This window comes from Sporosarcina sp. Y1004, from assembly GCF_057669665.1.
Window position 1 is genome coordinate 86615 of sequence record NZ_JBYHFQ010000013.1, and the last position, 13798, is coordinate 100412.

Consider the following 13798-nt stretch of genomic DNA (forward strand, 5'->3'; position numbering starts at 1 on the left):
AATCATTATGCTAAAAGAATATCAATCACTTTTTGTATCTCAAGACCTTCTTCGAATGAAACAAGCAACGCATCTTCCCCATTTACGGCTGCAATACATTCATCCACAAGCGTTTTCACTGAATCAGAAGAAGTCAATATCTCAAAAGGACTGTCTTTTAATGCCATGCTAAGTTCCGACCAATTGCGCAGTTTCAGAACACCTTTATCTCCATATACTGTATAAGACAGTTCTTCTTGTTGGCCGATTCCTGAAATGCCGTTCAGGAGGAATGGTATGTCGCCTACCGTATCGCCAAATGCAATGACGCTCGTTTCCGCAAGCGTTTCATCTATAGGATAAGTGGTCTGGTGGGAGATGATTTCCAGTTCACCAAACATCCTGTACATAAGCTGAAGATAATGCGGGAATACTTCTCGTGTAAAGCCACCTTGTTCACGTGAAGCAATCCATGGATTTTGCTGCCAAACGCGTGGCCAATGTGGAAAATAGGTTTGCAACTCAATTCGAACAACTTCACCGATTTCACCTTCATTAACAAGTTTCATCATATGCCTGACTGATGGACTGTAGATCAATGGAAAATGCATTGCTGTTTGAATCGACTTGTCCGCCGCGGCTGAAGACATAACCAATCCATCTGCAACATTATGTGCAAGCGGTTTTTCACAAAGTACATTCAAACCTTGTGCAAGCGCTTCCGTACTAAGAACAGCATGCGATACAGGCGGAGCTCCAATATAGACCCAGTTCGGTTTCAATGCGAGCACCTCTTCATATGAGGATGCCGCATAAAGCCCATATGTATTCGCCATTTCTTGAAGACGTTTGTCATTTTCATCAAACAGCGCCAAAATGAGTGCAGCATCATTGTTACGCAATTGATTAATAATCCGTTCACCGACAATTCCTGTGCCGACGATTGCAAATGTAGTCTTATTCATCTAGACAACCCCTTTTTGAAAGTTCGTTTTTACAAAGCTAATATCAATTACGCCTCGGCGTAATTGCGTCCAGATTTTGAATCGAGCTTGAGGCCTACAGGATGTAGGTCATGCAACCGTTGCCGCAGGACGCGGCGATCTTAGGTTGCCTTCATTGACTCCTTTCAAAATCTGTGACATCCGCCGGAGGCTTAATCTTTATTCAGCGGGCGTTTGGACACCCGCTGAACAGGAATTAAACCCCATTCACCTCCAACCTATGGAGGTGAGAGATGAATGCTGAATAAATATAGATAGGTCTTAGGATTCCTTTACACGCCTTCACGTTTTGAATGACAGCAATGAAGGGAATAGAAAATTTAAACAGCAAAGAATCTAAAGGAGGAAATGGACATGACAACAACTGATACTTGGTGGGAAACAATCTTTGAAGGTAATCTTTCATCGGGAATAAATAAAGAACGTCTGGTTGAACTTGAAGAAGAAAATTTCCTTTATTTTGATGAGGTGCAACAAATCGAAGAACCCATACACTGATAACGAATTCCACATACTAATTCATGACACTAATTTAACATGGACCATACGACAGCTTTTCCAGTAATTTACCGGGAAAGCTGTTTTTAAATATGGTTTACTCGATACTGTGCCATAGATAAAGTGCAGCATAACTTAAATAGGGTGTCCAATCAGGAAAATGAACAAGCATTTCATCGATCGTAGGCTTGCGGTCCATTCCCCATAACTTTTTCAATGCATTTTGTAGACCAATATCCGCCAATGGGAATAAATTCGGACGTCCAAGACCTGACATGAGAAAACTTTGCGCCGTCCATGGACCCACTCCACGATATGCAACCAATTCCGATGTCACTTCTTCATCATCCATTAGCGTAAATCGCTCAAGGTCCAGCTTCCCCTCTGCAATCGCTTGCGACAGTCCGATGACATATTCAGCCTTACGTGAACTAAACTGCAATTCACGCAGAGTGGAGACATCTAGGGACGCAATACGTTCAGGGGTGGGATAGCGCCAGACACCATCCAACTCACTACCAAACGTTTCCACGAAACGCTTGGTCAATGTATGCGCAAAGGAAAGGTTTAGTTGCTGATGAATAATACTTTTCATTAAAGTTTCGTACAAAGAAAAACTTTTTATAAGCGGCGTTCCTTCATATTCGAGGAAAAGTGCTCCAAGGTCCGTATTTGCAAAATGATTCCCGATGGCATCCAGCGGTTTATCAAAGTGAAAAATTGACTTAACCGTTTTAACTTGATTTTCATCAATCGCTTCTTCTATGTTAAATGAAGGGAATTGTTTTGTGCCTGTACTTTGTAAGTGGACAATATTCCCTTCCTTCATGGGAATGCGAACTGAACAACTATGCAAATCCACCGTATTTACAGGGTCTCTTGCAAGTCGCGCAATTGCTCGATCAAAATCGTAAACGAACGGCAATGAGAATTGAACGTCGATTAAAAACACCTCTTTCTTCATGATTCTATCGTTTATTATACGCTAGTAAAATAGTTTCCCAAAAAGTATTGACTTCCTCTACAGATTGGTTATAATAGAACTTGTGCAGTAAGCAGAAGCACTACTTAAATTCCCGGTTCCGTAGCTCAGCTGGGAGAGCACTACCTCGACAAGGTAGGGGTCGCTGGTTCGAGCCCAGTCGGGACCATTGGGTGTTAAACCCGAAAAAAGCCTTTAGGAACAAAGGTTTTTCTAAAAGCATCATCCTTCATTGGATGGTGTTTTTTTGTTTGATAATAATATTTAAATTCTTCCTTATGTATAGGGGCGGGTTCGGAGTATGGAGTGTAGACCGCTTCCCGCGCTGGGGAGTTCGATATCGAGAGAATTGAAAAATTCGAAGTGTGAATTCGCAGATCGCTTGGCGCTTTGGGGATGCCTCTCGCCATGATCCTGGATATGCGCTTCGCATCCAGTCTCAGGGCTTCAGCTACCCCTTTGCCGCGCCTTCGCTAGAGTTTCCATTAATGATAGAGCTGTTAATTCAGAGTGTACATTTTAGATCGCTTAGCGCTTTAGGGATGCCTCTGGGGAACTGAAAAAGTTCTATACTATATCACTTCAATCCATTTTTCTTTAAGGTCTCCTCTTGCATCTTCGCTTTTTTACTTAAACGGTAGCTATTTTTGTATACACCGTATAATGCGATGGCAAATGGAATTGATGCCATTAGAAATGTTTCAAGTGCTGTTATCGATTCCTGGTCAAACCATTCGAATTTGACGTTTAGAGTACCCAAATATAAGAGTAACGCTGACAGCCATCCCCCGAATAACGCGACAAGCTGCTTTAGTTTTTCTGCATTCATTATAATACCTCCTTTATCCTATAATTCTAAGACCCACAAACACGAAAGTTAGATATGGCCTGTATTACTATCGTATTCACTATAATTTCATTCATTTCCGCTCCACCCCCGATTCTTTTCCTATTCCGAAATATATCTACAACACTGCATTAGATCGATTGAATGCAGAGGGTAATATCTTCAAAAAATACAAGGAACTTTCCCCCAATGAAAAAATGGATTCCGAACGCAAAAAATCCCTTCGACTATTAGCGAAGGGATTTCCAATAAAAAAACATTTATGTGGTTTTCAATTCTAGTCTTTGTGCAAGTAGAGACAAAGCGTAATTCACAACGAAGTACATAAGGGATATTAATATAAAGATTGGAATTACTTCGTTTGGAAAGTGTGCTTGAATGATTTTTGCATTATGAAGCAACTCCGGAAGCGCTATAACAACTGCAAGCGATGTATCCTTTAGAAGTGATATAAACTGACTAACAAGGTTTGGTACCATTCTTCGAAGTGCTTGCGGCAAAATAACAGTTCTCAACGCTTGAACATATGTAAGTCCTGATGAACGTGCTGCTTCCATTTGCCCTTTTTCAATAGAATTCAATCCACCACGAACAATTTCAGCTAACATCGCTGATTCAAAAACAGTCAATGCCACAATAGCGGAAACAGTTATGCTGAGATTAATACCCATCTCTGGCAGTGCAAAATAAGTAAATAATATGATCAGAAGTAGTGGCAAGTTCCGGATTGTTTCCACAACAACCGCTAGTAATTTTGAAAGGATAGGTATTTTAGCAAATCGTAAAGTTCCGATTGCTCCACCTATTATAAAACTGAAAAAAATTGAAATAAAAGCAACTTTTAACGTAACATAAAAACCTTCCATTAAAAATTTAAGATTATCTGGACTAAATGCACCTGAAAAATCCATTATGACACCTCCTTAATGGCTATTAGCAAGACGTTTTTCAAGATAAGATACGCCTAAGCTTAATGGAATGGTTATGATTAAATAAAATAAAGCGACAAATATGTACACATCAAAGACTACATAAGTTTTGGCCGAAATTAGGTCTGCTTGATACATCAGTTCCGTACCGGCTATGAGCGCCAAAATAGATGAGTTTTTCACTAAATTAATAAATTGGTTACCAATAGGAGGTACTACAATTTTAATAGCTTGAGGTAGGATGATTATTCTCATTGTTTGAGCATAGCCTAAACCTGACGACCTTGCAGCTTCCATTTGCCCTTTGGGAACAGACAAAATACCTGAGCGAATCGCTTCTGCGATAAAAGCAGACGTATAAATAGTCAATCCAATTGTTCCTGCAGTAAATCCTGAGAGCTGTAGTCCCAAGGACGGAGTCCCAAAATAAAAGAAAAACACAATAACGAGTAGTGGAATATTCCGGAAAAACTCTACATAAGCTGTGGCTATCCAACGAAGCGGTGCAAACGGAATAATTCTCATTACCGCGACGATAGCACCAATCAAAAAGCTTCCAATTAATGCGATAAGACTAATTAATAACGTAACTTTAAACCCATCCCAATACATATCGAAATAATTTATTAGAATTGAGAAATCCACAATCTTTCCACCTCACTTAATTCAATCAGGATGGGCAATAGATGCCCATCCTGATTGATCAAACTATTTTGTGAAACTATACATTGCCAATATAGAAACACCCTTTTACTTCAACAAACCTTCAAACCAACTGTTATAAACAGTATCGAATTCACCGTTCGATTTTAGTGATTCAAGCGAAGTGTTAAGCGCATCTAAAAGTTCTTTTTCACCTTTTTTCACAGCAATCCCATAAGGCTCTTCTGTAAATTGTTCACCAACTAATTCAAATGAATCATCTTCAGAAGCCATTCCTGCAAGGATTGAGTCATCTGTTGTTAATACTTCACCTTTTCCAGCTTTAAGTGCAGTGAAAGCTTCTGCATAGTTTTCAAATTCTAAGACGGGTGCATCTGGAGCTGCTTCACGTATATTATCAGTAGAAGTAGACCCTTTTACAGCAATTACAGTTGTATCTTTTGTAAGGTCGTCAGTACTTTGAATAGGACTTCCTTTTTTCACAAGAAGAGATTGACCTGCATTGAAATATACGTCTGAGAAATCAACTTCTTTTGCACGTTCTTCTGAAATTGTCATTGTCGCGATAATTGCATCGATATCGCCTTTATTCAATAATGGAATTCTTGTTTTAGATGTTACTTCTACAAATTCAACTTTCGTTTCATCGCCTAGGATTTCTTTTGCTAATTGCTTAGCAACATCGATATCAAAACCTTCAACTTCTCCTGTAGCTGGATCTTTTAAACCAAATAATTTCGTGTCGTATTTTACACCGAACACAATTTTATCGCGTTCTTTAATTGTATCTAGTACATTTTTCCCTTCTGTTGCATCACTCGCTGCATTGTCGTCCTCCGAATTACAAGCTGCCAAAAGCATAACTGACATAATTGCAGTAATCGTTAATAAAAGAATCTTTTTTGTTTTAAACATATCAACATCTCCCCTTTTGTTTTTAATGATTTAATATACGGCTGAGAAAGACTTGAGCCCTTTCTTCTTGCGGGTTTTCGAAAAACTCAACCGGAAGTGCCTCTTCTAAAATTCTGCCTTGGTCTATGAAGACAATTCGATCTCCAACTTCTTTGGCAAATCCCATTTCATGTGTGACAACCACCATCGTCATACCTTCTTTTGCAAGCGTTTTCATGACATCCAATACTTCACCGACCATTTCCGGGTCAAGAGCAGATGTAGGTTCATCAAAAAGCATGATGTCCGGTTTCATAGCAAGTTCTCTCGCAATTGCGACGCGTTGTTGTTGTCCCCCAGATAATTGCGATGGATAGGAAGATGCTTTGTCAGGAATTCCTACCTTTTCTAAGTAATACATCGCAGTCTTTTTTGCCTCTTCTGCTGATTGCTTCAAGACATTCATTGGAGCTAGTGTAATATTTTGAAGAACAGTTTTGTGTGGATACAAATTAAAGTGTTGGAAAACCATTCCAATGTTTCGTCTCAATTTGTTAATATCCGTTTTCTTGTCATTGACTACGGTATCATTCACGGTAAGCGTTCCTTCGGTAATTGTCTCAAGCCTATTTATGCATCTAAGTAACGTACTTTTCCCAGAGCCCGATGGACCGATGATGACAACTACTTCTCCATCTTTCATAGTGAGATTAATATCTTTAAGAACTTGAAAATCTCCATAATATTTATTGACTTGTTCAAATGAAATCATGCCTTACCCCTTTCTAACAACTTCGAACTCAAAAAGAACTGAGTTCATCGAATCATTTCCAATTTCTAAATTGTCATGCATGTATGCCATTCTATCTATTCACAATTTAGTTGTCAACTTGATTTTTTGAAAACGGTTACATTTGATATAATTACATCACGATTAGTACACTTTCAAAGTTATATCTTATTCTATTGAATGAACCTCCTTAATACAAAAAAGCCCGAAAGGTTGGTTTAAACCTTTCAGGCTTTCATATACGTTTCGTTATGTTTGTGCACCTTTCACTTTCGTTTCAGGCATTGTTTCATCAGGTCTGATATCTTCGAAGGTTTCGCCGGCTTCTTGTAAATCACGCGTTCTGTGTGCAATTCTTGACGATGCACAAGCAGCAATACTGGCAACGAGATCGTCAAGGAACGTATGGATTGCTTTTCCTTTTACTGTATCCAGTTCATTAATAATTCCTATTTTATTTTTGTCAAGATGACCGAATGTCGTTACTGCAATGGATCCATATGTAAATACGGCACCAAGTGCGATTGTTTCATCGACTCCGAAGAGTCCTTCATCCGATTCAACAATTTGTTGTAAGGGTGCGGACAACTTACCTTGTTCAGCAAGTTCATCCAGCTCGATTCCCACTAAGATTGCATGTTGGAGTTCACGTTTTCGGAGTACACCTTCAACAGATTCAATACAGTGATCCATTGTGAGGCCTTTATTGTAAGGATATTGCATTTCGTAGACAATTTCTGCAACCGATTCAAGCGTTACACCGCGTCGGTTCAAAGCTGCTTTCGTTGCATCAGTTACAACTTTTGAATGAACTACCTTTTTGTCGTCATGCATTACTGTTCAACCCCTTTTGTAAGTAATATATAAACTTAACACAACCATTATACCTGACCTTGCCGATATGATACAATTTCACTATATACGCATTTTTAGGAGGTTTCATCTTGAAGAACGGTAAAATAGAGGACATAACAATCTATAGTAAAGAACTTGATGAGGAAATGCAGTTACTTATTCATTTACCACACAATTATTCCCCACTATATAAGTACTCAGTTCTAATCGCATCCGATGGAAAAGACTATTTTCAGTATGGACGAATTGGACGAGTCATCGATGGGTTGCTTGAAAAAGAAGAAATAGAGAACGTGATTGTCGTTGGCGTCCCTTACAAGAGCGTCCAGGAACGAAGGCGCATGTATCATCCTGAAGGTGATCGACGAGAAGCATACATCCGATTTTTGGCCCACGAGCTTGTCCCTTTTATCGATGATAATTACCCGACTTATCAAATAGGCACAGGCAGAGCACTCATAGGAGATTCACTTGCGGCTACGATCTCACTATTAACTGCTTTGAAATACCCTAATATATTCGGAAGAGTACTTCTCCATTCCCCTTATGTCGATGATTTGGTACTGGAAAAAGTGGAAGCTGCAAAAGATTCTTCTTGTTTCTCGATTTATCATGTGATCGGAACTGGAGAGAATGAAGTGTCCACACAGGTTGACGGTGTCCAGGACTTTCTTACACCCAACCGGACATTAAACGAGTTGATTGTACGAAAAGGGTTTCCATACTATTATGAAGAATTCGACGGAAATCATACTTGGAAGTATTGGCAACCCGATATCCCCCGCGCTATAAAAATGGTATTTGGCCATTAAGTCAGTCTAAACGGACAATTTGCAGGATATTCTGTTATAATTGATTGTATGAAGCATTTAACAATAACTTTACCTAGGAGGTTTTCATATTGAATTATGGCGTTGTTGCATTTCCATCTAAGAAACTTCAAGATTTAGCGAACGGCTATCGGAAAAGATACGACCCGCATTACGCACTAATTACTCCACATTTGACGGTTAAAGGTGTTTTCGAAGCGAACGACCAGGAAATTGATGAAGTTTCTAAAGCCATCAAAGAAATAACTAAAAAACACGGTCCGTTCGAATTAAATGTTTCGAAAGTGGGTACTTTTGCCCCTATTACGAATACGATTTACTTCAAGGCCACTCTAAACGATGAATTGGCTGCATTGCATAAAGATTTGAATTTCAACTTTTTCGGTAAAGATCCTGAATATGCATTCGTTCCCCACGTGACGATTGCACAAAAGTTATCTTCCGGCGAGCACGATGATATCATAGGTCAATTGAAAATGATTGGTGTCGATCATACTGAAACGATTGATCGACTTCACCTAACTTACCAGCTTGAAGACGGCTCTTGGACGGTCTACGAAACATTCCGCCTCGATGAGGATAACTGAACGTTGTTCGAAGTAAAAATCGCAACTTCTGACCTTGAAAGAGAAGACGCATTTTTTGTCAGAAGAAAAGTATTCGTGGAAGAACAAGGAGTACCCCTCAATCTTGAACTAGATCCTCTTGACAAGACTGCAGTGCATTTCGTCGTCTATTCGGCCGAAACACCAATCGGAGCAGGTCGAATCAGAGAAATCAGTGACGGAATCGGGAAGGTCGAAAGGGTTTGTGTTTTAAAAGACTACCGCGGTAAACATCTGGGTAATCTCGTAATGAATGCACTTGAAGAGCATGCAATAAACGTAGATATGAAGAAAGTAACTTTGAATGCTCAAGCATACGCTGTTCCTTTCTATGAGAAATTAGGATATATTATTACTTCACCAGAGTTTATGGATGCCGACATTCCGCACCGTGCAATGGAGAAAATTATTATTGAATCATAAAAGGTTCGCATTGCTAGATAGCAATGCGAACCTTTTTCTAATCATTCATTAGATATATGCATTTACTGATATACCTTTTCCTACAACTTGAGCAATGATTGGTGACAGATTAACAGGATTTGGATAGACAAATCCTTGATAGGATGGAGGTATTTTAACAATAGGCTTACCTTCTACATCTCCCTTATCCTTTTCTTGTTCCTGAGAAAAGGATCCATTCAATTCATCCGAAAAATCCGAATCAAGCTTAACCCTGCCGACCTTTTCGATAAATGCAAAATCGTGGAGATCCATATTCAATCGGTTTGCGTAAATTTGAGATTGTATTGGCTGAATCGGTAATATATACCCCATTGTTAACACCCCATTTCCACATTTTCTATTAGTATATCCTTAGAGTGCTACCGTTAAACCTATTATTCTGCTTTTCTGTATTTTTATTTTATTGCCGCCCAAGCATATCTTGAATATCTTTAATATTTACGGCTTTACCATTCTTTAAGATAGAGTTGACAAGCTCATCTTCAGTAGCTTGAGGAACATCTTTTTTAGCGAGTTTACCCACTTTTCGTATGATCTTCCTTACTTGCCGTTCATCGCTGAAATCCGCATACTGGATTGCATTTGCAAGTGCAAACACTTCTTCCATCGGGACGCCTGTCTTTGATTCGATTTTCCGGAAAAATGAATCATTCATCTAATATCCCCTTTCTTAAACATAAAAACTGCGGCCCACAATAATGAGCAAGATGAAGAGAACTACGATGAGGACAAATGTCGAACCACCATAATTATCGCCTTTATCGCTTTCATAACCGCCGCAACCACCGCCGCCATAACCACCTACATGCGAATTGCATCCGAACATAAATATACCCCCTTCCTTTCTATATATCCTATGCGGACACAACTAGAAGGTAGAGGGCTAAATGACTATTAAACCTTTCCTTTTGCTTTAAAAATGATAGCAGCAATGAAACCGAACAGAATAGCAGAACTAATTCCTGAACTTGTCACTTCAAACATTCCTGTCATTACACCAATGAGACCATGTTTTTCAGCCTCCGCCATCGCTCCATGTGTCAACGAGTTGCCAAACGATGTAATCGGTATAGTTGCACCTGCCCCGGCAAAATCGATAAAAGGCTCATACAATCCAAAACCGTCTAATACTGAACCTGCCACAACCAAAATACATAATGTATGCGCGGGCGTCAGTTTTGCGACGTCGAATAAAAGCTGTCCAACAACGCAGATAAGACCCCCTACAATAAAGGCGGTAATAAAAATCGAAACCATTAGCCACACTCATTTCATCGTTAATTCGATTGCGTGCGCGATACACGGAATCGTATCTCCTTGTTGGAATGATAACGGAGATAAGAGCGCACCAGTCGCAATGAGAAGGACACGCTTATATTTACCTGCCACCATTTTATCGATTATTTCCGTAAAAAAAATAGCTGCCGAACAACCGGCTCCACTTGCCCCTGCTAAAAAGGATGTGTCATCACCGTAGAATTCTTTACCTGCGTCCCGAAAGTTTTCAAATACATCAATCCCCTGATTACCTGCGAGCGTTTTGTATAACTCAAATCCGACTTTCCCAAGATCCCCAGTCATTATGACATCGTAGTCACTTACATCTTTCCCATGGCCTTTTAAATGGCGTGATAGCGTATCCGCCGCCGCGGGTGCCATCGCAGCACCCATATTCAATGGATCAGTCATTCCGAGGTCTATTACACATCCCATTGTCCCGCACTCTATAGAAGGTACTCCTTTTTTATATGGCGTGATAGTCGCTACCCCCGCGGCAGTGACAGTCCACTGAGCAGTCTCGGGTTTTTGCGCACCGTATTCAACTGGGTAGCGAAATTGGCGTTCAACCGCATTATGTTGACTAGACGCTCCCGCAATGGCCATTGTAGACATCCCCGACTCAGTCAACAATGCTGCGAGTAAAAGTGAGGATACAGATGTCGAACAAGCTGAAAATAAACCGATGTATGGAATTCCTAATGTACCAGCTGCAAAATTTGAAGGCGTCAGTTGATTGACCAGATCACCAATTAACAGAAAGTCAGCATCACTAGGAATGGATTCAACTTTACTTAAAGCAATCATGCATGCGTCTTCTATCATTTTTGCATTTGCATGTTCATTCGTCTTCAAACCGCAACGTTCATCGTCGTACATTTTATCGAACTTATCCGCAAAAGGGCTTTTTCTTTCCAAAGGTCCCACTGTTACACCTGTCGCAGCAATGGAAGGTGTCGTTTTGAAAGTCAACAGACCGCGCCCTACCATGACACGACACCAAACTTAACCAGAATCGTTTTAATAAGAGCAACCACAAACGCCGAAAAAACACCGAATAATATGACGGACCCCGCAAGTTTAAACATATTTCCGCCCACCCCAAGGACATAACCTTCGGACTTATGCTCGATAGAAGCGGAAATGACTGCATTACCGAAACCAGTTATCGGAACTGCACTTCCAGCCCCTCCGAACTGTGCAATTTTTTTATATAATCCAAAACCCGTTAGGAGCATCGCAAAGAATATCATTGTAGCCACAGTTGGATTACTGGACGTTCGTTCCGTAAAATCAAAATACGTCATATAAAATAATGAAACAAATTGACCCACCAAACAAATAGTTCCTCCAGTCAAGAACGCAAAAATCATATTTCGCAAAAAAGGGGTTTTAGGTGAAATTTCTTTTTCTAATTTCGCATACTTTTTTTCATCCATCATGTCTCTTCCTTTATGAGTGATTTTAACTCTTTGATTTTTCCAGCTTTTTTCTTTTCACTTTCCAATTTCATGAGTTTTTTTGTTTCCATCCATATTTTGCTGTCTGCAGATACTGTTACATCCAAATCAGGGTATAACTTTTCCAGCTTCCCTTTAAGTTCCTTTTCAATTTTTTCTTTTTTGAATCTCGAAAATGTTTTAAGTGTAACTCCGGCAATGACATCATTTTCATGAAAAACAGTAACCGCTGAAGTGAGTCGTTCGTCACTTTTAAAGACCTCTTCTGCTTTTGCAGCATCTTCGTCAGAATGATTGTCAATACGAAACCCGTTTTCTGAACAACCTGATAGTAAAACTGCTGCGAGTAGCAATTGACCAAATCTACGGATATGCGTCCCCTCCATTTCCTTACAGTATGCCTTTTCGCTCTAATCTTTATTCATAATACTGGTGCGCCCTTACACTCTGAACTTTGTCGCATAAAGTATAAAGAATTGAAAAAAGGAGGTGTAAGTAATGGGATGTGGAAGAAATGATGATTGTAATGATAAACGTCGCGACGATAATTGTATTTGTGAAGTCGTCCGTGCAATTAAGCGGGTGCAAGACCTTAGGGATGATCGGGACTGTGACGATTGCAGTACCGACTGTTTCTTGACTCCACTTGGAGCTCTTGTCAGCCCATCACGTCAACGTGCAAATACACGTGTATTTATGCTATTAACTAAAGATGGCGATCCATTCAAAGCAATGTTTAATAAGGAAAACAGAAGACGGAGAGATTCAGTAGGTGCAAATTCATCAGATAAAGATAAGGATCACGATGGCTGTTGGTCGGTCTTTTTCAGAGTGCAAAACGTATTTGACAATTGCTGTGCTACATTAGAAGTACTAGAACCTCGTAAAGGTAGACATGGTGTAAACCTTATCAAGAACGGAAAAATCGATTTGGATGCGTTGTGTGACGTGGATCGTTTTGAAGCAACAGGTTCATGTATAACTGTGGACTTAAAATGTTTCTGTGGTATTCAGTGTGTTAAGGACGTATTTATCGACTGTGACGAAGATTAATTTTATTACCCTGCAATGCCCAATCTGTCTGATCGTTAAATCGATCAGACAGATTTTTTGTTATGTAAAGTAACGTCTGTGATTAACCATTTTTTATAAAGTGTTGGAGAGAAGTGCTTTAAAACCGCTATTTTTACTGGACTATTTCCGGTCCGCTTTCGGCGAATTAATCACGATACTTTTACCGAGGGGCAAGGATGTCCAGAAGTGACTCCGTCACTTCTAGACATCCTCTTTTCGCTAATCCTATTGTGAATATTAGCCTACCGCGCTCCTACAATATTCAAGTGAGAAATACTGTGGCTTTGAAAGAAAAGAATAGATAAGCTTCTATAAAGATTATAAGTGCCCGAAGATACAATTTCGGGCACTCTTGCACGTTGTACATTGTATTCGTTGCTAACCTTCAGAAAATATTATGTGATGCTTTATAAGATATTGACACTTCTTTATAATATAAATAGAGATACTATAGAAGAAGGATTCAGCGGTCAAAATTGTATCTTTGACCGCTTCTCTCCAGGTGAGAAGCAGGCAATTCTTTCGTCCCGAAAAGCTTCAGCACTTCTTGTACTTGTGTTTTTGGAGAGCGACGGATGAACACCCACCATACGATTACCGATCGAGTAGGAGGCTAATCATTAGTTGATTAGCCGACCTCTCACA

The 13798-nt window shown here is 39.8% G+C and carries 21 protein-coding genes and 1 tRNA gene; 7 read left to right on the plus strand and 15 right to left on the minus strand.

Features of this window, described 5'->3' with window-relative positions:
- Positions 1 to 5: 5 nt before the first annotated feature.
- Positions 6 to 944, minus strand: a complete 939-nt coding sequence (locus tag AC25Y6_RS10775; RefSeq protein ID WP_488143015.1) for a Gfo/Idh/MocA family protein — start codon at positions 942 to 944, stop codon at positions 6 to 8.
- A gap of 393 nt (positions 945 to 1337) precedes the next feature.
- Between AC25Y6_RS10775 and AC25Y6_RS10780 the strand changes: the two genes are divergently transcribed.
- The gene (locus AC25Y6_RS10780; RefSeq protein ID WP_482100265.1) at positions 1338 to 1481 is read left to right on the plus strand and encodes a hypothetical protein; all 144 of its coding nucleotides are present in this window, start codon (positions 1338 to 1340) and stop codon (positions 1479 to 1481) included.
- A 97-nt stretch (positions 1482 to 1578) separates the two neighbouring features.
- Here AC25Y6_RS10780 and AC25Y6_RS10785 read toward each other — a convergent pair whose 3' ends face one another.
- On the minus strand, positions 1579 to 2445 hold the full coding sequence (locus AC25Y6_RS10785; protein WP_488143016.1) for a DNA-3-methyladenine glycosylase family protein: 867 nt from the start codon (positions 2443 to 2445) through the stop codon (positions 1579 to 1581).
- A gap of 114 nt (positions 2446 to 2559) precedes the next feature.
- Here AC25Y6_RS10785 and AC25Y6_RS10790 point away from each other — a divergent pair.
- Positions 2560 to 2632, plus strand: a tRNA-Val gene (locus AC25Y6_RS10790).
- Positions 2633 to 3040: 408 nt separating this feature from the next.
- Here AC25Y6_RS10790 and AC25Y6_RS10795 read toward each other — a convergent pair.
- The 6 genes from AC25Y6_RS10795 to AC25Y6_RS10820 all read right to left on the minus strand — a co-directional run bounded on the left by AC25Y6_RS10795 (position 3041) and on the right by AC25Y6_RS10820 (position 7420).
- Positions 3041 to 3292 (minus strand): phage holin, encoded by a 252-nt coding sequence (locus tag AC25Y6_RS10795; RefSeq protein ID WP_482103831.1) that lies wholly within the window; start codon positions 3290 to 3292, stop codon positions 3041 to 3043.
- A gap of 278 nt (positions 3293 to 3570) precedes the next feature.
- Positions 3571 to 4221 (minus strand): amino acid ABC transporter permease, encoded by a 651-nt coding sequence (locus AC25Y6_RS10800; RefSeq protein ID WP_482100262.1) that lies wholly within the window; start codon positions 4219 to 4221, stop codon positions 3571 to 3573.
- A 12-nt stretch (positions 4222 to 4233) separates the two neighbouring features.
- Positions 4234 to 4884: an amino acid ABC transporter permease gene (locus tag AC25Y6_RS10805; protein ID WP_482103830.1), complete on the minus strand. Its 651-nt coding sequence runs from the start codon at positions 4882 to 4884 to the stop codon at positions 4234 to 4236.
- A 105-nt stretch (positions 4885 to 4989) separates the two neighbouring features.
- Positions 4990 to 5817: a transporter substrate-binding domain-containing protein gene (locus tag AC25Y6_RS10810; protein WP_482103829.1), complete on the minus strand. Its 828-nt coding sequence runs from the start codon at positions 5815 to 5817 to the stop codon at positions 4990 to 4992.
- A 22-nt stretch (positions 5818 to 5839) separates the two neighbouring features.
- Positions 5840 to 6568: an amino acid ABC transporter ATP-binding protein gene (locus AC25Y6_RS10815; RefSeq protein WP_482100259.1), complete on the minus strand. Its 729-nt coding sequence runs from the start codon at positions 6566 to 6568 to the stop codon at positions 5840 to 5842.
- A gap of 267 nt (positions 6569 to 6835) precedes the next feature.
- Positions 6836 to 7420, minus strand: a complete 585-nt coding sequence (locus tag AC25Y6_RS10820; RefSeq protein ID WP_482100258.1) for a phosphatidylglycerophosphatase A family protein — start codon at positions 7418 to 7420, stop codon at positions 6836 to 6838.
- Positions 7421 to 7530: 110 nt separating this feature from the next.
- Between AC25Y6_RS10820 and AC25Y6_RS10825 the strand changes: the two genes are divergently transcribed.
- The 3 genes from AC25Y6_RS10825 (at position 7531) to AC25Y6_RS10835 (ending at position 9299) form a co-directional block, all read left to right on the plus strand.
- Positions 7531 to 8253, plus strand: a complete 723-nt coding sequence (locus AC25Y6_RS10825; RefSeq protein WP_482100257.1) for an esterase family protein — start codon at positions 7531 to 7533, stop codon at positions 8251 to 8253.
- An 89-nt stretch (positions 8254 to 8342) separates the two neighbouring features.
- The gene (locus tag AC25Y6_RS10830) at positions 8343 to 8858 is read left to right on the plus strand and encodes a YjcG family protein (protein WP_482100256.1); all 516 of its coding nucleotides are present in this window, start codon (positions 8343 to 8345) and stop codon (positions 8856 to 8858) included.
- A 3-nt stretch (positions 8859 to 8861) separates the two neighbouring features.
- Positions 8862 to 9299 carry a GNAT family N-acetyltransferase gene (locus tag AC25Y6_RS10835; RefSeq protein WP_482103827.1) on the plus strand — a complete coding sequence of 146 codons (438 nt, stop codon included), beginning with the start codon at positions 8862 to 8864 and terminating at the stop codon, positions 9297 to 9299.
- 48 nt (positions 9300 to 9347) lie between these two features.
- Here the strand turns inward: AC25Y6_RS10835 and AC25Y6_RS10840 are convergent, their stop codons facing one another.
- From AC25Y6_RS10840 to AC25Y6_RS10870, 7 genes are all read right to left on the minus strand, one after another.
- Entirely contained in the window at positions 9348 to 9653 is a 306-nt protein-coding gene (locus tag AC25Y6_RS10840; RefSeq protein WP_488143017.1) for a hypothetical protein, read from the minus strand.
- Positions 9654 to 9741: 88 nt separating this feature from the next.
- Positions 9742 to 9996 (minus strand): stage VI sporulation protein F, encoded by a 255-nt coding sequence (locus tag AC25Y6_RS10845; protein WP_482100253.1) that lies wholly within the window; start codon positions 9994 to 9996, stop codon positions 9742 to 9744.
- Positions 9997 to 10011: 15 nt separating this feature from the next.
- Positions 10012 to 10167 (minus strand): YjcZ family sporulation protein, encoded by a 156-nt coding sequence (locus AC25Y6_RS10850; RefSeq protein ID WP_488143018.1) that lies wholly within the window; start codon positions 10165 to 10167, stop codon positions 10012 to 10014.
- A 68-nt stretch (positions 10168 to 10235) separates the two neighbouring features.
- On the minus strand, positions 10236 to 10598 hold the full coding sequence (gene spoVAE, locus AC25Y6_RS10855) for a stage V sporulation protein AE (protein ID WP_482100251.1): 363 nt from the start codon (positions 10596 to 10598) through the stop codon (positions 10236 to 10238).
- Between the two features lie 9 nt (positions 10599 to 10607).
- The gene (locus AC25Y6_RS10860; protein ID WP_488143019.1) at positions 10608 to 11609 is read right to left on the minus strand and encodes a stage V sporulation protein AD; all 1002 of its coding nucleotides are present in this window, start codon (positions 11607 to 11609) and stop codon (positions 10608 to 10610) included.
- Positions 11603 to 12058: a stage V sporulation protein AC gene (gene spoVAC, locus AC25Y6_RS10865; RefSeq protein WP_488143020.1), complete on the minus strand. Its 456-nt coding sequence runs from the start codon at positions 12056 to 12058 to the stop codon at positions 11603 to 11605. Before spoVAC ends, AC25Y6_RS10860 begins: the two co-directional genes overlap by 7 nt.
- Positions 12058 to 12465 carry a hypothetical protein gene (locus AC25Y6_RS10870; RefSeq protein ID WP_488143021.1) on the minus strand — a complete coding sequence of 136 codons (408 nt, stop codon included), beginning with the start codon at positions 12463 to 12465 and terminating at the stop codon, positions 12058 to 12060. The genes spoVAC and AC25Y6_RS10870 overlap by 1 nt, the downstream gene beginning before the upstream one ends.
- A 112-nt stretch (positions 12466 to 12577) precedes the next feature.
- Between AC25Y6_RS10870 and AC25Y6_RS10875 the strand changes: the two genes are divergently transcribed.
- Positions 12578 to 13132, plus strand: coding sequence for a CotY/CotZ family spore coat protein (locus AC25Y6_RS10875; protein WP_488143022.1), 555 nt, complete (start codon positions 12578 to 12580; stop codon positions 13130 to 13132).
- Positions 13133 to 13555: 423 nt separating this feature from the next.
- A complete protein-coding gene (locus AC25Y6_RS10880; protein WP_488143023.1) occupies positions 13556 to 13732 on the plus strand; it encodes a hypothetical protein in 177 nt (58 codons plus the stop codon).
- Positions 13733 to 13798: the final 66 nt, after the last annotated feature.